The organism is Chryseobacterium sp. KACC 21268, from assembly GCA_028736075.1.
Lineage (GTDB): Bacteria > Bacteroidota > Bacteroidia > Flavobacteriales > Weeksellaceae > Epilithonimonas.
This window is the reverse complement of record CP117875.1, coordinates 3970145-3989846: the sequence shown is the minus strand read 5'-3', so window position 1 is coordinate 3989846 and position 19702 is coordinate 3970145. Positions and strand designations below refer to the sequence as shown.

The 19702-nt window shown below is 36.6% G+C and carries 22 protein-coding genes; 9 read left to right on the top strand and 13 right to left on the bottom strand.

Features of this window, described 5'->3' with window-relative positions:
* Positions 1–21 precede the first annotated feature (21 nt).
* The 10 genes from PQ459_18195 to PQ459_18150 form a co-directional block, all read right to left on the bottom strand.
* Positions 22–2919 carry a M12 family metallo-peptidase gene (locus tag PQ459_18195; protein ID WDF46816.1) on the bottom strand — a complete coding sequence of 966 codons (2898 nt, stop codon included), beginning with the start codon at positions 2917–2919 and terminating at the stop codon, positions 22–24.
* Positions 2920–3043: 124 nt separating this feature from the next.
* Positions 3044–3295 (bottom strand): GlsB/YeaQ/YmgE family stress response membrane protein, encoded by a 252-nt coding sequence (locus tag PQ459_18190; protein WDF46815.1) that lies wholly within the window; start codon positions 3293–3295, stop codon positions 3044–3046.
* A 35-nt stretch (positions 3296–3330) separates the two neighbouring features.
* On the bottom strand, positions 3331–4284 hold the full coding sequence (ftsY, locus tag PQ459_18185; GenBank protein ID WDF46814.1) for a signal recognition particle-docking protein FtsY: 954 nt from the start codon (positions 4282–4284) through the stop codon (positions 3331–3333).
* 111 nt (positions 4285–4395) lie between these two features.
* A complete protein-coding gene (locus PQ459_18180) occupies positions 4396–4551 on the bottom strand; it encodes a DUF4295 family protein (protein WDF46813.1) in 156 nt (51 codons plus the stop codon).
* Positions 4552–4570: 19 nt separating this feature from the next.
* Positions 4571–4753 (bottom strand): 50S ribosomal protein L33, encoded by a 183-nt coding sequence (rpmG, locus tag PQ459_18175; protein WDF46812.1) that lies wholly within the window; start codon positions 4751–4753, stop codon positions 4571–4573.
* Positions 4753–5001, bottom strand: coding sequence for a 50S ribosomal protein L28 (rpmB, locus tag PQ459_18170; GenBank protein WDF46811.1), 249 nt, complete (start codon positions 4999–5001; stop codon positions 4753–4755). Before rpmB ends, rpmG begins: the two co-directional genes overlap by 1 nt.
* Positions 5002–5159: 158 nt before the next feature.
* On the bottom strand, positions 5160–5510 hold the full coding sequence (locus PQ459_18165; protein WDF46810.1) for a glutaredoxin domain-containing protein: 351 nt from the start codon (positions 5508–5510) through the stop codon (positions 5160–5162).
* Positions 5511–5586: 76 nt separating this feature from the next.
* Positions 5587–6201 (bottom strand): deoxynucleoside kinase, encoded by a 615-nt coding sequence (locus PQ459_18160; protein WDF46809.1) that lies wholly within the window; start codon positions 6199–6201, stop codon positions 5587–5589.
* An 89-nt stretch (positions 6202–6290) separates the two neighbouring features.
* Positions 6291–7049 (bottom strand): hypothetical protein, encoded by a 759-nt coding sequence (locus PQ459_18155; protein WDF46808.1) that lies wholly within the window; start codon positions 7047–7049, stop codon positions 6291–6293.
* 25 nt (positions 7050–7074) lie between these two features.
* Positions 7075–7638: a hypothetical protein gene (locus PQ459_18150; GenBank protein WDF46807.1), complete on the bottom strand. Its 564-nt coding sequence runs from the start codon at positions 7636–7638 to the stop codon at positions 7075–7077.
* 238 nt (positions 7639–7876) lie between these two features.
* Between PQ459_18150 and tsf the strand changes: the two genes are divergently transcribed.
* From tsf to PQ459_18125, 5 genes are all read left to right on the top strand, one after another.
* A complete protein-coding gene (gene tsf, locus PQ459_18145; protein ID WDF46806.1) occupies positions 7877–8701 on the top strand; it encodes a translation elongation factor Ts in 825 nt (274 codons plus the stop codon).
* A gap of 213 nt (positions 8702–8914) precedes the next feature.
* A complete protein-coding gene (locus PQ459_18140) occupies positions 8915–11182 on the top strand; it encodes a choice-of-anchor L domain-containing protein (GenBank protein WDF46805.1) in 2268 nt (755 codons plus the stop codon).
* A 147-nt stretch (positions 11183–11329) separates the two neighbouring features.
* Entirely contained in the window at positions 11330–12127 is a 798-nt protein-coding gene (locus tag PQ459_18135; protein WDF46804.1) for a hypothetical protein, read from the top strand.
* Positions 12128–12236: 109 nt separating this feature from the next.
* Positions 12237–12917, top strand: a complete 681-nt coding sequence (gene trmB, locus PQ459_18130) for a tRNA (guanosine(46)-N7)-methyltransferase TrmB (protein ID WDF46803.1) — start codon at positions 12237–12239, stop codon at positions 12915–12917.
* Positions 12910–13377 (top strand): hypothetical protein, encoded by a 468-nt coding sequence (locus tag PQ459_18125; GenBank protein WDF46802.1) that lies wholly within the window; start codon positions 12910–12912, stop codon positions 13375–13377. The genes trmB and PQ459_18125 overlap by 8 nt, the downstream gene beginning before the upstream one ends.
* 56 nt (positions 13378–13433) lie before the next feature.
* Here PQ459_18125 and PQ459_18120 read toward each other — a convergent pair whose 3' ends face one another.
* On the bottom strand, positions 13434–14453 hold the full coding sequence (locus PQ459_18120) for a glutaminyl-peptide cyclotransferase (protein ID WDF46801.1): 1020 nt from the start codon (positions 14451–14453) through the stop codon (positions 13434–13436).
* 280 nt (positions 14454–14733) lie between these two features.
* Between PQ459_18120 and PQ459_18115 the strand changes: the two genes are divergently transcribed.
* Genes PQ459_18115 through PQ459_18105 form a run of 3 tightly spaced genes read left to right on the top strand, consistent with a single transcriptional unit; the run spans position 14734 to position 16713 of the window.
* Positions 14734–15231, top strand: a complete 498-nt coding sequence (locus PQ459_18115) for a dihydrofolate reductase (protein WDF46800.1) — start codon at positions 14734–14736, stop codon at positions 15229–15231.
* 37 nt (positions 15232–15268) lie between these two features.
* Positions 15269–15880 (top strand): recombination mediator RecR, encoded by a 612-nt coding sequence (recR, locus tag PQ459_18110; protein WDF46799.1) that lies wholly within the window; start codon positions 15269–15271, stop codon positions 15878–15880.
* Positions 15880–16713: a glycosyltransferase family 2 protein gene (locus PQ459_18105; GenBank protein WDF46798.1), complete on the top strand. Its 834-nt coding sequence runs from the start codon at positions 15880–15882 to the stop codon at positions 16711–16713. The genes recR and PQ459_18105 overlap by 1 nt, the downstream gene beginning before the upstream one ends.
* Here the strand turns inward: PQ459_18105 and PQ459_18100 are convergent.
* Entirely contained in the window at positions 16710–17225 is a 516-nt protein-coding gene (locus tag PQ459_18100) for a hypothetical protein (GenBank protein WDF46797.1), read from the bottom strand. The genes PQ459_18105 and PQ459_18100 overlap by 4 nt on opposite strands.
* Before the next feature lie 37 nt (positions 17226–17262).
* Complete coding sequence (locus PQ459_18095) at positions 17263–18597, bottom strand: PDZ domain-containing protein (GenBank protein WDF46796.1); 1335 nt, start codon at positions 18595–18597, stop codon at positions 17263–17265.
* Between the two features lie 179 nt (positions 18598–18776).
* Here PQ459_18095 and PQ459_18090 point away from each other — a divergent pair, with 179 nt between their 5' ends.
* Positions 18777–19604 (top strand): energy transducer TonB, encoded by an 828-nt coding sequence (locus tag PQ459_18090; protein ID WDF46795.1) that lies wholly within the window; start codon positions 18777–18779, stop codon positions 19602–19604.
* The last annotated feature ends 98 nt before the right edge of the window (positions 19605–19702 follow it).

Sequence of the window (19702 nt, the reverse complement as noted above, 5' to 3'; positions counted from 1 at the left end):
TATTTAGTTAAAATCTTAATCTTAATTCTTGATGAATTTGGTTTGAGATTTTTCGCCGTTAGATTCTACTGTCAAGATGTAAACACCTTTTGTCAGTTTAGAAACATTTACTTTTCCGTCAGTTGTGCCTTGGTTTACCAATTGTCCACCTACGTTGTAAATTTCAAACTTAGTTTTAGAAGAAACATTAGAAATGTTGATGACATCTGTAGCAGGATTAGGATACACCTGAATGTTGTTTTTCTTAACATCAGCCACTGCCAAAGCTCCGATGTTCACTGAGTAATCTTCAACCTGTCCGTAACTAGAAGTTCCGCAAGGTGTAGAATTCGGTGTCAAAGAAGAATCGTGCAGACGAACTCTCATTCTTGTTTTTCCTGTAAGTGCAGTCGCTGGGATGGTAATATTTCCAGTCCAAGGAGACAATTTCTTAGCAGTCGTCAAAACTAGTTCACCAGCATCTTCGAAATCTCCATCTTGGTTAAAATCGATCCAAACAAAAACCTGATCATCTGCATAAGATGTTCCAGTAAATGAAGCTGAGAAAGGATAAACCTCCCCTTTAGTAACGTTTCCGGTCACTGCTGTGAAATCTTCATATCCAGCAGTAGAAGTGGAATTATTATTAATGTTTGCAAAAGTTACATTTGAAATCTTTTCGTAGCTAGTACTTGTTGCACCAGCAGTACAGTAATTGATTCCTGCCGTTGTAAAGTTAACATTAGCATAGGTTCCAACAGTTCCAGTACAGATTGCTGCAACACTTACATTGTAAGCGGTGTTAAGTGTCAATCCTGCAATCGTATAAGTATTGGTTGTAAGATTGTTTACTTCTGTCCAAGTTGCATCAGATGCTTTCTTGTATCTTAAGATATAAGTTGCATTAGCGATTGCATCCCAATCTACTTTAGCACCAGTTTGAGTGATAGAAGAAGTTGCTAATCCTGCAGGAGCAGTTCCATCACAATTTACCATTGCAGAAACTGTGACTTTACCAACAGCGTAGAAAACGTTGTCAATAGCTGAAACTCGGATTGTAATCACCGTATTTGTAGGAATTCCAGTGAAGCTCAAGTTCTCAGTTCCGTCATTTGCAGTAGATGCTGCTAAAACTGTCCAGGTAGCACCGTTGTCTGTGGTGTAATCTATTTTTACATTTGCAACACTATAAGGTGCAGCTGCTGTATTTGCAACATCCCAAGTGAAAGCACCAGGCGAATTGTTGTAAACTTTTGTAGAAGAAACTTTGAAAGGTCCATCATTTCCAACAGTGATTAATTGAGAACCAATTTGAGTCTGCTGTTTGGTAACATCAGCATTGTTATCTCTTACTGTCACTCGGAAATTCATAGCTCTGGCAACATTCGATACTGCTTCCCAGTCTGTAGCACTGGATAAAGTTCCTGCTAAAACATTACTTAATTTTGGAAAATATCTGTAAGGTAGAGTAGAACTGTTTAAAGATCTGAATTTAGGTCCAGCTGTATTGTTTCCTATAACGGTTGTAATAGCAGAAGTAGATCTGTCATATTCTTCCCAATTGTACGTCAATGGATCATTTTCTGCGTCTGTTGCAGATGCCGTCAAAACGAAAGCTGTTCCTTTTGGAATTGTTTTGTTTGGTAGTGCTGCTACAACTGGAGGATTGTTTGCGATTGTTGTATTCACATCACAACTTTGAGTACCAACATAAGTTTGTACCTGCTCAATGCTCCTTACGTGGAAATAAGCATCTGAATGTGGCTGTACATCTGCACTGGTGATACCTGCATATCCCATAATAGTAGATCCGGAACCTGGTTCCATGTGAGCTGTATTATAAGGTGCCGTTTGGATACCATGTGAGAATGTGTGATCTGCTCCAAACTGATGTCCCATTTCGTGAGCTACATAATCAATATCAAAATTATCTCCTTCCGGACCGCCAGATCCTGGAGAAGTAAAACCAGAGCCTTTTGCCTCTGCATCTGAATTGCTTGAAGGGTTTCTACAAACATTCCCGATGTCTCCGGCACTACCTCCGCCGCCAGATCTTCCGAATAGATGCCCAATGTCATAAGCCGCATTTCCAATAACAGAGGTTAACGTTTGCTGAACTTCAAGATTCCAAGCACCGCTAGCTCCCGTAGATGCATTTGAGTAAGGATCTGTAGCAGCATTGGTGTAGATTAATTGAGGGAAATCCTGAACATTCATGTGTATTGCGAAATCTTTCTCAAAAACACCATTCACTCTTGTCATTGTTGCGTTGATTGCAGCGGCAGCCTGAGGAACACCTCCAAAATAAGTGGTGTATTCACCGGTTACAGAAACTGCTAGTCTGTAAGTTCTGTACTTTTTGTCGCTGGCCTTGCTGAAATCAGTTACATTATGTGTGAAATCAGTTGAGTTGGACAGTGCATCCATTTGTTTTTTGCTAAGGAAACTCTCCGTTGTATTGCACTCAAATGCTTTACCGGAGGTCGGCTTATTGGTTTTAGGGAAAACACCGTAAACCGTTCTGTCTGTGTTCTGAGGTTCAATGAATTGATATTCTCCATCTTTGAACAACATAGCCTGAAAATCATAAGGAGAAACACTGAATCTTACATAAACAGTTGGATCATCTAGCTTAACGCCTGTGTAGGAACCTAGCTGATAACGATCTGCCATTTCTTTTGCAACTACAGGTAGACTATAAACGGCAAATTGCTCGATCTTCCCGCCTAATGTTGGAAGGCTGATGATAACCGGTTTGCTGGTTTTTCCAGTTGGCTGAGCTTGAGAAAGTTGTGATCTGATTGCACCAAGATCTAATGAATAGAACTGTGTAGCTTTAGTTTGTCGTAATTTTTCTCCTTTCATAGAAGCAGGACTCCACTGTGCCAAAGCGCCAGTTATCATACCTAAGGAAAGAAGAGAAGTAAAGATTTTCTTCATATTTTTAATTTAATTTTAAATCAAATATAGAAGTTTTCTTTGAATAAAATAAAAAAATGCGTCATAAAAAATGACGCATTTATAAATATAACCCTTTATTCTTGTAAATTACTTAGAAAGTAAGTTATTTGTTTGTGACCATCCTGTACAAAAATAGCAGAAGAACAGATCCTCCAATGGCTACCAAGAAACTAGAAAAGTTGAATCCTGATACATCTACGCCTAAAAGCATAGAACCTAACCAGCCTCCAAGCATAGCTCCTAAAATACCAATAATGATTGTTACTACCCAACCGCCAGGATCATTTCCTGGGTGGATTGCTTTTGCGATTGCTCCGGCGATAAGACCGAAAATAATCCAAGTTAAAATACCCATAGTTTAAATTTTTTAATGTTAATAGTGTAATTTGTTTATCTCTTTCTAAAGAATGAGTTTACAAATTCCATACCATTAAAAATTTGAAGGTCCTGCATTTTTTCGCCTACGCCAATATATTTTACAGGAATTTGGAATTGATCGGAAATCCCTATTACAACGCCGCCTTTCGCTGTTCCGTCTAACTTTGTAACAGCCAGTGCGGTAACTTCTGTTGCGGCAGTAAATTGTTTTGCTTGTTCAAAAGCATTTTGACCAGTCGAGCCATCCAGGACCAGTAAAACTTCGTGAGGCGCATCGGGTAAAACTTTTTGCATCACACGTTTAATCTTCGAAAGTTCGTTCATCAAGTTCACTTTGTTGTGAAGTCTTCCTGCAGTGTCGATGATCACCACGTCGGCATCCTGAGCAACCGCGGATTGTACGGTATCAAATGCCACAGAAGCAGGATCGGATCCCATTTCCTGTTTCACGATTGGAACACCAACGCGCTCGCTCCAAATGACCAATTGGTCTACCGCTGCTGCACGGAAAGTATCTGCTGCACCCAAAACCACTTTCAGGCCTTGGGATTTGAATTGATGAGCAAGTTTCCCTATCGTCGTCGTCTTACCAACACCATTGACGCCGACAACCATAATAACGTATGGTTTTTTGCTAGTATCAATGTTGTCCGTATCAAGGTGTGGATTGTCTAGTAATAGCCCAGAGATTTCTTCTTTAAGGATTTCGTCCAGTTCGCTTACATTCACATATTTGTCTCTTGCAACGCGATCCTCGATTCTTTTGATGATCTTGATGGTCGTTTCTGCGCCCACGTCGGATGCGATGAGAACTTCCTCCAGATTGTCAAGCACTTCATCATCCACTGTATTTTTCCCGACAACAGCTCTGGAGATTTTATCAAAAAAACCTTGGCTGGATTTTTCCAATCCTTTGTCAAGTGTTTCCTTATCTTCTTTTTTGAATATTTTTTTAAACCAACTCATTTGATATATAAATGATTAATGATGATCGATAAATGATTTTACCGGAAACAAATATAACAAAAAAACTACCCTTAAAAAGAGTAGTTTTCTATATTGTATCCGGTTGAGAGATTATTTTTTAAGATAAGCTTCAACTTCGTCAGCGTTCATTACTTTTTCTTCAAAAACGTAAGCTTCAGATTTAGAAGACTTCACCATTTTGATAACTTTGGTCATTTTTTTTGATCCAGCACCACCTTGAAGCGTTGCTACTACTTTTTTTGCCATTGTAAAATATTTTTATAGATTACTTAATCTCTTTGTGAACAGTATATTTCTTAAGAACCGGATTGAATTTTTTAAGCTCCAATCTCTCTGTAGTGTTCTTTTTATTTTTTGTAGTAATGTATCTTGACATTCCTGCTACGCCGCTTTCTCTGTGCTCAGTACATTCTAGAATTACCTGAACTCTGTTACCTTTTTTAGCCATTACTTAGTAGTGTTTTTAATAAATCCATTTCTAGCTGCTCTTTCAAGCGCCTCCTCGATACCAATCTTATTGATAATTCTCAATCCGTGTGCAGAAACTTTCAGGGTTACTGATTTATCTTGCTCAGGAAGAAAAAATTTCTTCTCTAGTAAATTAATTTCAAAACGTCTTTTCGTTTTGTTATTAGCGTGGGAAACGTTGTTTCCTACCATTGCACGCTTACCTGTTATTTGGCAAATTCTTGACATATCTCGATGTTCTTTTGACTAATGAATATTTGAGAGTGCAAAATAAAGGATTATTTTCCGGATAGGCAAATTATTTTAAAAATAATTCATAAAAAAACGAACGTGAAATATTTGATAATTGATATTCCACGTTCGCTTCTTTGTATATGCAGTGTAATTTAGTTTTCTATGAAGAATTTGACGTTTTCCAACGGATTTCCCGGCATCGCCACCTTTCCTTTAATTAGGATAGGACATTGTATCAATTCGGGATTTAAAGCGATCACTTCCAAGGCTTGTTCATCATTCACAGATTCGGAATCTGAGAAATATTTTTTATAAAGTTCTTTGGAGTGTCTTAGCAACCTGCTTGGATTCTTGTTTAGTTTTTTGAAAAGTGTTCTCAACTCAAAAAGGCTGAGTGGATCTTTCTTGATATCAATGATCTGAAATTTGATATCATTCTCATCCAGATATTCCAAAATGGCTTTGGACTTCGGACAGCTGTTGTTGTGGATTACTTTGATCATAACAGTGATGCTTTAAATTAAAACTTTGGCGATTGTAATTTTCTAAGGTCTGCTAAACTATTTCGCCAAAAATAATCTAAAACAAACCGTTCAACTCTGCATCAATTCTTTCTAATATGTACCCGAAATCTTCTGGTCTTTCTACAAAATCCAGGTCATCAACATCGATTATAAGAAGTTTTCCTTCTTTATAATTCTCTATCCAGCTTTGGTATTTGTTGTTCAGTTTTGATAGGTAATCTATGCTGATCCCGGCTTCATATTCACGTCCTCTTTTGGAGATCTGTCTCACCAAAGTCGGAACATCTGCTCTCAGGTAGATTAGCAAATCCGGTGCCGAAACAAAGTCTTTCATCAGTGAAAAAACTGATAAATAATTGTTAAAATCGCGCTCGGAAAGGAGATTCATCTCAGCTAGATTTTCTGCAAAAATGTGTGCATCTTCATAGATCGTTCTGTCCTGGATAACGTTTTTTCCACTCTCTCGGATCTCTTTCACTTGTCGGAATCTGCTTCCCAAAAAGTAGATCTGAAGTGCAAAACTCCACTTTGACATATCGCCATAGAAATCGTCCAAATAAGGATTGTGGTCTACATCTTCAAATTGCGCTTCCCAATTGTAATGCTTTGATAACATTGTCGTAAGGGTTGTTTTTCCGGCTCCAATATTTCCTGTAACAGCGATATGCATTTCTAATTATAATTGATAGGTGATAATTGATGAATGATAATATTGATAAAAGGAAAGTGAAAAATCATTTATCGCTTATCGATTATCATTTATTTGGTGTAAAGATATAGTTTGTCTTTTATGAGTGCCAAAAATCCCGCGTTATTTTTATCCACAATTTTTGCGCTTTCATTTTGAAAAATTTGAGTGAGGTCTTTGCCGTCAAATCTGCTTACGGTTTGGCTTCCGAATATCAAAATATCATTGTTGATCCTCCTGATTTTTCGGGCATTGGAAATGGGCGTCGAATAGAGTAGTGTTGCCTTTGTGCTGTAAACTTCAAAAGTGTTTTCTCTTAGAATGTAGATTCGATTGTTGTAGACCACAAAATCTTTTAGCGACTGAAGATTGATATTAAAAGGAAAAGAGCTTATCACAGAGGTGCTGCGAAAATTATATTGGATAAGGGTTTTGTTGCTTTCGTCTATCATCCACGCAAATTGAAGGTCTTCTGCATAAACGGCTTTGATGAAACCAAAATTCATACTTAGGTTGATCTTTTGGATCTCGTTCAGATTTTGGTCAAAGAATTTGATCTCCTGAGCATTTTCGGAGAACATCACAATGTTGAGCGGATTATTGACGCTTTGGATCTTGTAGGGAAAGGTCAACATCAGTTTCCCAAGTTGATTTCCGAGCGAATCATATTTTGTGAAACTCAGATCTTTGTTCTTGTAGAGATAGATGCTGCCATAATCGTCGCCGAACAATTCCTGCACATCTTTGGTGTTCAAAGAATCCAAGCCTATTTTCTTCTGGGAAAAAAATAGGCTTGAACTTAATATAAATATGAGGTAAACTAACTTCAATGAAATATGTTTCGAAAATTGATTTCTATCGCCTTCCTCCATTCAGGGTGATGATGATATCTTTTGTCACAGCTTTATTCTGGTTGTACTTTGCATCGCAGATGGATGTCGTAATGTTGTACGATCCTTTATCCACCAGGATGTAGTTTTGCCCGTTGGAAGGGACTGTAAGATTGTAGAATTTTTTTCCACTTATTTTTACGATGAGAACACAGCTGGATTTGTTCACGATTTGAATCACAGCTTCCTTTTTATTAGGATCGTTGTTAAAAAGATTTGTAAGTACAGCAGCCGTATTTTTTGCCTGCTGAGAAGGTTCTCCTTTTGCAGCGGATGTTCCTACAGTGGATGTTCTTTCTATTTTCTTTTCAGTCATCTGGGTGATGGCTGGTTTTGCAACTGTGGATGATCCTCCGTATTTTAAAGATAGTGCTCTTTGTTTTAGTTGAGGAATAGCGGGATGGTTTGGATTTTCGCGGATAAATTTTTCAACTACCGCTCTATCTGTCGTCTGTTTGGCCTCGAAAACGCTTTGTGAAAATGCAGAAATTCCGATCGTGAGAAACAAAAGTAAAAATATCTTCTTCATTATAATATAAATATCTGGATTGAATTTGAAACGTAAAAATAAATTAAATCTTGTGAAATGATTGAAAAATTATGATAATTAAATAAATGGATCATCAATTAATATTAAAAAATAATGTCGCACCTCTATTTCATTAAGAATAATAATGTGCATTATTTTTTTATAAAAATCACTATATTTGCACGCTGAAAAACGTGAAAGCGTAAAATCAAAACAAATAATAAAAAATAATTTCATTATGTATACACCAGTAGCTGCAGATGTAGCAAAACTAAGAAACACCACAGGTGCAGGAATGATGGATTGCAAGAAAGCTCTTACAGAAGCTGAAGGAGATTTCGAAAAAGCAATCGACATCCTTAGAAAAAAAGGTCAAAAAGTAGCTGCTAACAGAGCGGACAGAGATTCTTCTGAAGGTGCTGTGATCGCAAGAGTAAACCAAGACAACACACTAGGAGCGATCATCTCTCTTAACTGTGAGACTGACTTCGTTGCTAAGAATGATGCATTCGTAGAATTGGCTTACGAATTGGCTGAGCAAGCTGTTGCATATTCTAACAAAGAAGAGTTTTTGGCTTCTGACTTCCACGGACAATCTGTTGCTGATAAATTGATCGAGCAAACTGGAATCATCGGAGAGAAGATCGAGATCGGTGCTTTTGAAAGTATTCAAGGTGCGTTCTTGGGAGCTTACATCCACGCTGGGAACAAGATCGCTTCTATCACTTCACTTTCTGCAAAAGTAGACGGTGCTGATGAAGCTGCAAAATCTGTTTCTATGCAAGTTGCTGCAATGAACCCAATTGCTCTAGACGAAACTCAGGTTTCTCAGGAGACTATCGACAAAGAATTGGAGATCGAAAGAGAATTGTTGACAAAAGAAGGAAAACCTGCAAACATCATCGATAATATCTTGAAAGGTAAAATGCAGAGATTCTACAAAGACAACACTTTGGTACATCAGTCTTTCATCAAAGATGCTGGAATCAGTGTTGCTGACTATGTGAAGTCTGTGAACGGAGATCTTAAAGTAACTGGATTCGTAAGAGTTGCACTTTCTTAATTAAGATTCAAAACAAATAAATCAGATCCTGCTATATTTTTATAGCAGGATTTTTTGTTATCATATTTAGAAGTAAATTTGCACTCCATATTATATTAAATGAAATTCTCCAGATTTTCCCAATTCCTACTTTGCTTTGTTGGTTTAATTTTCATTAATTATACTAAAGCGCAATTTATCAGTGTAGATAAAAGTCTATCCAAAGAGGATCTGGTGAAAAAATTTGTAGGTTCGCAGAATGCCAGTTGTATTACCGCAGACAACGTAAAAGTCTGGGGGCAAAATTTTGGCAATACAGATCTTAGTTTTGGCTACTTTTATAAAAATGGCAGTGCTTTCCCTTTTGATGAAGGGATCATACTTTCCACTGGAAAAGTTTCTCTTGCACCTGGTCCCAATGATAACGTGCAAAGCGAATATTTTTCCCGGTGGGATGGTGATATAGATTTGTCTGAAATGTTGATGACTGCAGGTATGAATACAAACAATGTAAGAAATGCTACTTATCTGGAGTTTGATTTTATATCTAACCAAAGTGATGTGATTAGTTTCGATTACATGTTTCTGTCGGAAGAGTACAGAAGTAGTAATTGCTACTTTTCAGACGTATTTGCTTTCCTGATAAAAAAGGCAGATAATACAGAGTACTACAGAAATATCGCTTTGGTTCCAGGAACCAATATTCCTGTGACCTCTACAACAGTTAGTGGTATTACGTGTAATAATCAGGATGGGCATCCTGCTTTTTTTGGAAACTACAATCCAGATATTTCTGGTTCTACATCCGCCACAAATTTTAATGGTCAAACTAAAGTTCTGAAGGCGATTGCTACTGTTGAGAAAGGTGTGAAATATCATATTAAACTTGTCATTGCAGATCACGGTGATAAGGACGGTATTTTTGATTCTGCGGTTTTCCTAAAAGCGGGTAGTTTCACAGGGAATATAGATATTGGGAAAGATCTTACCATTGGAAATGCGGATCCACTTTGTAAAGGTGTGCCATATATCATAACGCCTAATCCGCCAATTATAGATGCGTCTGCGAAATATTCGTGGTTTAAAAATGGAACGCAGATTTTGGACTCATTTGGAGATCCTATCACAACAGATTATTATGAAGTCAATAATGAAGATGGAGTTTTCAGCCTTGATGTAGAGTTGGCAAGTGGCTGTAAATTGGCAGGAAGTGTAACGGTGGAAAAAGCGCCTGTCGCCCAGGTTACGACCTCGCCCATTGTGGTTTGTGATTACGATTTCAATGGAAGTTTTGCAGCTAAACTTTCCAGGTTTGATAATGAGATTATTAAAAATTATGACAAAGCAGTCTTCTACCGTACATATTCGCGGACGCCTGGCGGTACTGCAATAAATCCGGACACTGAGTTTGATTTTACAAGCAATCCACAGACTTTATACTTATCAGTTAATTCAAAAACCTGTGCGCCGGAGATTTATCCGATTCAGTTTACTTTTGGAACAAAGCTTAGTTTTAATGCTGTTCAGGAACAAGATATTTGTGATAATGATATTGATGGAAGTCAGACTTTTGATTTAGCAGATTATATTAAAATAATTACAAATGAAACCGATGTTGTTCCAACTTACTTCGATACAGAAGCAAAAGCGAAGATTGGTGGAGCTTCAACCATCTCAAGTTCGCAAACCATCAGTGCAGATGCGAAATTTTTCATTAGAATAGAAAAGGATGAATTTTGTCCTAATTATAAAGAAATAAGATTCAAATTCAAAAAACCGAAAGAGTCTGAAAATCTTAAAAATATGAAAACCATCATCTGCAAAGGTGAGGAAATAAATTTGGATGCAGGAGATGGATTAGACCCAGTAACTGGTCTCAGATTTACTTCTTACAAATGGAACACTGGGCAAACAACGCAAGAGATAAAAAAAGTAGGACCTGGAGATTATTGGGTAGAACTGGGTTTCAATGGCTGTGTTTATAAACAATTCGTTAAAATCACAGAAGCAGAAGATCCTGTTATCGATAACGTTGTGATAGAAGGAACAACTGTGACGGTTTTGGTTTCCGGAGGGACTTCGCCATATCTTTATGCTTTGGATAATGGTCTTTATCAAAGTTCGAGTAATTTTACTGATGTTGATCTTGGAACGCATACTATTTATGTCAGAGGAGCAGATGGTTGCGCTGTAGTTGCAAAAGAATTTTCCTTGATCAATACGCAAAACGTCATTACACCTAACAATGATGGCGTGAATGATTTTATTAATTATTCATCACTGTTAAACAAACTTGATCCAAAATTTGAAGTGTATGACAGAAATGGTGTTTTGGTTTTCAAGGGAGACACGAGCAATAAGTTCATTTGGAATGGAACTTCCAATGGTAGAAAGTTACCAACGTCATCTTACTGGTACATCTTGGAATGGAATGAATCTGGAAATCCTAAAAGAGTACAAAATACAGGCTGGATCTTGTTGAAAAACAGGAACTCGGAATAAAATCAGATTTAACAATAATTTTAAAAATCAGATTTTTATTCTCATTACTTAACAAAAATCCAATAAAGTTTAATATAATTTTAACCTTGTCGGCTCCTTTTTTGTAACGATTCTATTTGTAATTCTCTATAAATTTGCCGAATTATTATGAAGAAGATATTTACCGTTTTTCTATTGCTTTGTTTATTACCAATTTACGGACAAGATCTGGAAGGTGAAATCTTCATCAGAGACAAATCCAGTCTCTATCTCAATCAGGTTTATGTAACCAATATCAATGCACACAAAAGTGTAATGGCAAACTACAACGGCGAGTTTAGAATCCCTGTCAAAGTAGGCGATGTTCTCAGATTTACATCCATCGCAACAGAAAGAAAAGATATAGAAGTCACGGCTCAGATGCTGGAAATGAGGAAGAATTTTGTAGAGTTGCAGATTGCATATTACGAGATTCAGGAAGTGATTCTGAGTTCCTTTAAACCCACAGGAAACCTGCGCAGGGATGTTGCAATGCTGAAAGGTTCAGAAAAAGCTTTTGAACTTAGAAAGATGATTGGTCTGCCAGAACCGAAAGGCGATGGTAACTCACCGGAACTTCCCGTTATGTCATTCAATCAGGGTTTGAGCTTCAGTATAGACAGTATTTTTGATTTGATTTCCGGGGAGAAGAAAAAGAAAGAACGCTACTATCAGTACGAGAGGATGGCCACAAATATCAAAAATCTTCAGGATTACTACGGTGATGATTATTTTATCAAAATGAAAATCCCTAAAGAATTGATCCCAAATTTTCTACAGTTCGTTTACAGTTCGGATAACATTACAGATTATCTGGAGACGAGTAACTACGAAGCTGCTAAAACTTACATCGAAAAATATCTTCCGATTTATCTTCGAAGATTGCAAAATTCTCATTTGATGCAGGTTACATCTGGGACTCTTTGATATTGATTTATTTTTATTGATTTTTAAATTTATATTAAATATTTTTTGTGATTACAATATAAATATATATTTTTATTGCGGTTTTAAAATTAAAATGAAAACTGTATAAATGGGCAAGAACAAAGCAGCAAGATTCAGAGAAAATATAATACTTCCAAATGTCATCCAGCCAACCCGTGATCAGGCTATTAATAATTTTGAACACAAAGGAAAGTGGCAGGAGTTTTTTGGCAACGACAATCCAATTGTTTTAGAATTAGGCTGTGGAAAAGGAGAATATTCTGTAGGATTGGCGAAGGCCTTCCCGGAGAAAAATTTTATAGGTGTAGACATCAAAGGCGCAAGATTTTGGTTCGGAGCCAAAGAAGCTATCGAAAGCAACTTGACCAATGTCGCATTCCTCAGAACCCAGATAGAATTGATTGACAATCTGTTTGCTGAGAATGAAGTTTCTGAAATTTGGATCACCTTTCCGGATCCGCAGATCAAATACAGAAGAACAAAGCATAGACTTACAAATCCAGAATTTTTACAAAAGTACAGGCACATCCTGAAAAAGGACGGAATCATCCATTTAAAAACAGATTCCGAATATTTGCATGGGTACACGCTTGGTCTTTTGCAAGGTTTGGGGCACGAGATTCTCACGGCCCATCACGACATCTACGGCGCTGCAGAATATCAGCCCGACACACCATTACTGAAAGATATAAGAACCTACTACGAGGAATTGTTCTCTTCCAAAGGAAAGACAATTACCTACATCAAATTCAAATTAAAAAATGAATAAATATTTTTTTCTGTTTTTTGCTTTTTGCTTAATTAGTTGTGGGACGACCAAAACAGTCACTCCATTATCAGTATCGGCAACGCCATCTGTACAGCAAGGAGCAAATGATATGGAACTGGAACCGGTAAAAGTCAAATTGAAAATTCAGGATAAGGCTGTCACGCTTCTTAATCAATTGTTCAATACAGACGAGTCCAACAAGCATATGGTGCTCATCATCAATAATGAATCTGATTGTGACTTCACAATGAATATTCTTGGCGGGAAAAGCTACACAGTTCCTGTTGCAGCAAAAAAAACAGAAAGCATAGTCGTGGAACAAGGCGACTATGTGATGCGATCTGAGGTCTGCAAAAGTCCTTACCTCGCCCGCAAAACCCTTTCAGAAAATACGCAGGTTAGTATAAAATATTCTGTCGTAAAAAAGCAGGATGATAGTAATTTAGCAGTCATTCAATAAAAAAAGGAGCTTCATTTACGAAGCTCCTTTTTTATATATCGGAAATTAATCCTGAATTACTTAATGGAAATTTCATAGATTCTGCTCCAGTTCTTTCCTGTTACCAACATATTATCTCCTTTGAAGGCAATACCGTTTAGTACATCTTCTCCGCCACTTGAACTTTGCTTAACAATATTTGTAAGATCAATAATCCCATTCACTTCGCCATTCGCCGGATTTATTTTTAGAATAATCGGTTTATGCCAAACATTTGAATAGATGAATCCGTTGTGATACTCCAGTTCGTTGATTTGATCATAGCCTTCTTTATCACTTGCAACAGAAATGTATCTCACAACTTGCGAAGGATTTTCAGGATTTAGAAAGTAGATATTTTTTGTACCATCAGAAACAATCAGGTTTTTTCCGTCATTCGTCATTCCCCAACCTTCGCCTATGACGTTCGGATATTCGAATTCCTTCTCAAGTTTCATATTAGAATCATAGATGAATCCCATTTTAGTTTTGTAAGTCAATTGGTAAATCTTGTTTCCAAAAACTGTGAGTCCTTCAGAAAAAATATTTGTCGGTTGTGAAACTTCCTGAAGTGGAGTTGTGGTTCCCAATGTGTACTTTATAAGCTTAGATTTCCCCTCCAAACCTACACTTTCATAGACTGTATTGTCGTGAACTTCAAAACCTTCTGTGAAATTATCAGCACTGTGCGGATATTGATTTACAACTTCATATGACAGATTAACTGCTTTCGCCTTAGCAAAAACATTGATGGTTGCATCCTGTTGTAGTGTTTCGCCATCTTTTGTTTTGATATTGAAAGTCACATCATTCTCACCCAGAGTGAAAAAATTAGGATCGATTGTTAGGTTACTGCTTTCTTTGTCACCATAACTAATGGTGATAGCTTCAGCATAATCCAAAACATCTTGTGGAATTTGAAGTTTGTCGCCGAAGTTGTAGCCTTTGTTTTGTTGGCTGAGATTGTAATCATTCAAAGAATTAAGAATGTCCTTATCTTTGTTACAGCTTGCTAAAACCAACAGTGCAAAAGCAGATGCTAAAAAAATCTTTTTCATATATAGATTTTACTTTTTTAATTATTTAAGGTCATATCTAAATCTCAATCCATATTTGAATTAAATATAGATGCAAGTCCATTAGAAATATGACAGTCCGATACGATTCGGATTTTATTAAAATTAATTTTTTATGTTTCGATTTGTTTCAACCAAATTCTAGACTCAGAAGCCTTTTGGCGCTCATTTACCAGAAACTTTGCCAAAAATACAAAATATGAAAACTAACGTATCATAATTTTTTCTTAATTAAACATAAAAATGTAGTTTTGTAGATATTATGATTACGATAATTGCAGCAATAGGAAAAAACAACGCATTGGGAAAAGACAACCAACTGCTCTGGAGACTTCCAAAAGATCTGAAACACTTCAAATCGCTTACAGAAAATCATCCCATCGTTATGGGAAGGAAAACCTATGAAAGTATTGGCAAGCCTTTGCCAAACCGTACAAACATTGTGGTAAGCCGAAAAGAAAATTGGTTTTCAGAAGATATTCTGATTGTCTCAAAACTAAAGGAAGCGATCAAGTTTGCCAAGAAAATTGATGAGAACGTTTTTATCATTGGTGGAGGCGAGATTTATAATCAGACAATGGAATTGGCCGACAAGTTGGAAATCACTTTTGTGGATAACGACTTCGAAGCGGATACATTTTTTCCAAAAATCGATTTGAAGATCTGGCAAAAATTATCCGAAGAATTCCACGAGAAAGACGATAAGAACAATCATAATTTCTATTTCCAAACCTACGAGAAAATCAACAAAGACGCATAGATCTTGATTCTTAGATTTTTGTCCTGTACCTTAAATTATGGATTACCCAAGTAAAGTTTTATCGAAAGCTGTAGAAGAAATATCTGGTTTGCCCGGCATCGGGAAAAAATCGGCGCTTCGTCTGGCGTTGCACTTGTTGCGTCAGCCGGCTTCGCAGGGGATTTCTTTGGGAACATCCATCCAAAATCTGGTCACGGAAATCAAATATTGCAAAGAGTGCCACAACTTTTCGGATTCCGAGATCTGTGAGATTTGCAGTGATCACAAACGCAATGAGGAGTTGCTTTGTATCGTAGAAGATGTGCGCGATGTGATGGCGATAGAAAACACAGGAAAATTCCGTGGGAAATATCTGGTTCTTGGTGGGAAAATCTCCCCGATGGAAGGCATTGGGCCAAGTCAGTTGAGAATCGGAAGCATAGAAAAAAAACTGAATAATGGCGTGGTGAAGGAACTTATTTTTGCACTCAGCGCAACGATGGAAGGCGACACGACGGCTTATTATATTTATAAAAAATTCAAAACTTTTCCGGTGGTGTTTTCCAGTATTGCCAGAGGGATTTCCGTAGGTGACGAGCTGGAATATGCAGATGAAATTTCACTCGGGAGATCCATAACCAACAGAACTGTTTATAACGAAGCCGGCTGATGAAAGTAAGTGTGATTATCGTCCATTATCAGGTGAAGGATCTGTTGCGAAACTGTATTCTTTCGATTCAAAAATATTTTCAAGGATTTGATTATGAGGTCATTGTTGTGGATAATAATTCGCCGAATCCGGAATGGAAGGTTTTGACTGATGAATTTGACAAGGTCAATTTTATCGAATTGAAAGAAAATCTAGGTTTCTCAAAAGCGAACAATATCGGCGTCAAATCTGCAAAAGGAGAGTACATTTACATCTTAAATCCAGATACAGAAATAGAAGGAAATTACTTCAAAGAAATTCTTGATTTTGGCGATGGACAAGAAAAATTCGGAGCTTTAGGATTAAGAATGCACGATGCAAAAGGCAACTTTTTGCCCGAAAGTAAAAGATCGGTTCCAGCACTGATCAATTCCTTTGAAAAACTTTTCACCAAGCTCAATAACGATTCCAAAACGTATTACAGAAACGATATTGCAGAAACAGAAATTGCAGAAGTTGAAGTAATGACAGGCGCAAATCTTCTGATGAAAAAATCTGTCTATGAGGAAGTTGGAGGTTTCGACGAGCGTTATTTTATGTACGGCGAAGACATCGATCTTTGCTACACGATTCTTAGAAAAGGTTACAGAAATATCTATTACGGTAAGTACTCATTATTGCATTACAAAGGTGAGAGCACAGTGAAGGACAAAGTTTATCTGGAGAGATTTTTTGGTGCAATGGATATTTTCATCTCCAAATATTACAAGAGACAAAAACCATTTCAATACTTATTGATGAAAGTTGGTTTAAAACTTAAGCATTTTGTAGAGGGAAGAAAAATTAAAAATTAATCTTTTTTCTCTGTATGAAGTGTAGATTCTTCTGCAAACCTTCGTAATTCCAGCATTTCATCTTTGGCTTTGTTTTGTCCAAATCTTGCTGCGGCATAGGTGAGCGCAATCAAACCTAAGACCACGAGTGAACTTGGAAGCGCCCACGGGTAATTGTTGGTATTAATTTGTTTTTCAACATAGTAAAGTGTGAAAAACGTCATCCACGAAACGGTTAATAAAAAATATAAAAACATAAAAAAAGTCCAAACTGCAGAACTCGGCCCAAAGATTCCCCGGATGACAGTCTTATCATCTTCTTTTTCGATCCTTAGCGCAAGATTGGGTTTCCAATAATTATCTTCTTCTTTTCTTACAAAAATTGTAGCGACTTCTTTGTTGATATTTCCGTAGAATTGATCTTTATTCTTTTCTAGGTAATCTCTCAGATTTGTTTCATATTCTTCCAATGTAAAATCTGTGTATAGCTTAAATCTAGGTCTGTTCCGTATGCTGTTCAGTGTCTCATTCATAATTATATATTAGTTTTCAAAACATTCATTGCTAAAATCATTCCTCAATGTAAGGGATTGGATCTTCCAGCATAAACTCGAATTTCAGCGGAATACCATTTCTATTGACTTCCAAAATTATTTTTTTTGATACATCTGTTTTTAATATGCGGTGGATTTTGTTTAGAGTCAGGTCTTTGGCGTTCTTGTTGTCGATTTTTACAAGTTGATCATTTTTGAGAATGCCAGCCTTTTGCGCAGGGGAGTCTTTTCTGGTTCCGGAAACTAAAAATAATGGTTTCAATTTGAATTTATATTGGAACTTGTCCGGATCGTTGTTAACTATGTTGATGTCATTCCCTGCACGACTTGTTTTTGCCGTTTGTATATGCACTTCTTCTTTTTCCCACACAATCCCGTCTTGTTTTATTTCCAGTCCGCTACCATCTATGAGAAATGGATCTCGAAGGTTTTTATTAGGTTTAAAATAAATTCTCTGGTCCTGATAATCAAAAACAACCGTAAATCTCCTAAGTATTTCAGAGCCGATAGAGCCTTTTCTGTCTTTCACCAGCTTCAGATGTTGAATAGAGTATTCATCCGGCATGGAAGCAATAGGTTTGTCGAATTTGAATTTGCCAATAGAAAGTGAATTGATCCTGCTGCGTTTTCCAAAAATATCACCGCTGAAACCACGCCCCAGAAAATCGTCAATATTTGGTCTGTTGTACAAAAAGTCTTTGATCAGTACGGGAAACAGCCATACCGAATCTGTATTACCCAAATCTAAAAGCAGTTTGGAGCTTTGCTGCTCATGTTTCATTTCTACGTTGGCCTCTATGTAAGGTTTGTTGAATTCGACGCTCAGTGGGAGTTGGGAAAATCTATTGATTTTTTTTGGAAATTTAGTTTTGTCTTTATAGACAGTGATTGTTTTTTTAATGTAATTGATTTCTATCGGATGATTCATAAAGAAATAATAGCCAATAATGCCATTCACAGGAATTCCAATATCTTGAGAGATGTTAAAATTTTGATCCAAAACTAGATAAATAGTGTGTGATCTATCGATGAAGTTGCTGCCTATCTTGACATTGTTTTTAATAGATTTTAAAGCTTCGATATCAACTGTCTCTCCCAAGCCTTTGAATGTGATTTTTTCGATGTTTTTAAAATCAACATCCTTATTGTCCAGGCTAAAGAGAAGTGTTTCCGCAACGCCGGAGTCTAGCATAAAATTAAGCTCAACACCGTTCACATTCATTGGGATTAGGATGAGATTGTTGATTAGTTTAAAGTTAATTACAGTTTTATCAGCATCAGCAAGCGCAAAACCCTCCTGAGCTCTCATGTAGGTGCAAATCAGTAAACAGAAAATGAATAAAAATTTCATAAGATTAAATTACATTAATTTTCCATAACTACAATTTTCCACAGATGTATTTTTATGTAATACTTATGTAATTCATAGTTTATTTGATTTTTAGTTATAAAAATGGAATATAATTTGATGTGATTTCAAACAATATTGTAATACTTTGTTAATTATTTAATTTAATACTTTTATTTATCATGAAAAATCTATCAACGCTATTTGGAAAAGATAATCTGGACGAAATTGTTTTCTCTAACAGAAATAAAGCCTACGGTGCTTATGCTCTCAGAAACGAATATTCCAACCAACTTACTAAAGCTTTGTTTGTAGGTGTGGCATTTTTTGCATCAGTCTCAGTTATTCCTTTAATTATTTCAGCTTTTGAATCTAAAGCTACTATTCCCGCAGATGATTTTTCTGAAAGAGAAATAATTGTAATCGATGAACCTGATGTTGTAAATCCACCAGTTTCTGCGATACTTCCTACAAAAGTAAAAACTGTTGAATCTGAAACTTATATTCCGGTTAAAGTTGTGAAAAAAGATAAGCCTGCTCCAACCGAAGAGGATAAAAAGGATGCAGCTCTAAGTTCCGAAACCTCCGCTGGGCCTGAAACGTCTTTGACTGTTGCGCCGCCAGCAATTAAAGTTGGTCCACCAGCGATTGCGCCTGCTTACACGCCTCCAGCTAAACCGGCAGAAGATCCGAATAAATTAATCAATCAAAATGAAGCGGATGTGTCCGCTGATTTCAAAGGTGGTATTGATGCCTTTCGTCAGAAGGTAGCTCAAAATTTTGATACAGAATCTATTGATAAAACAGGAATGGTATCTGGTGTTATTACTTTTGTAGTAGAAAAAGACGGAAGCATTTCCAATCTGAAAGTCACAGGTTCCAGTTCCGATTTCAATGCAGAAGCAGAGAGAACTGTTAAAGCAATCAAAACAAAATGGACACCTGCACAACTAAAAGGCAAAGCTGTAAGATCATCTTTCAGAATGCCTATTTCCATGAAAATTGAATAGTCTGAAAATCAAGACTATGTAAATTTTAAACTTAAGATTTTTTATAATTATCCACATTTTCGAAGGAAATGTGGATAATTTTTTTAGAAGTCAATCGT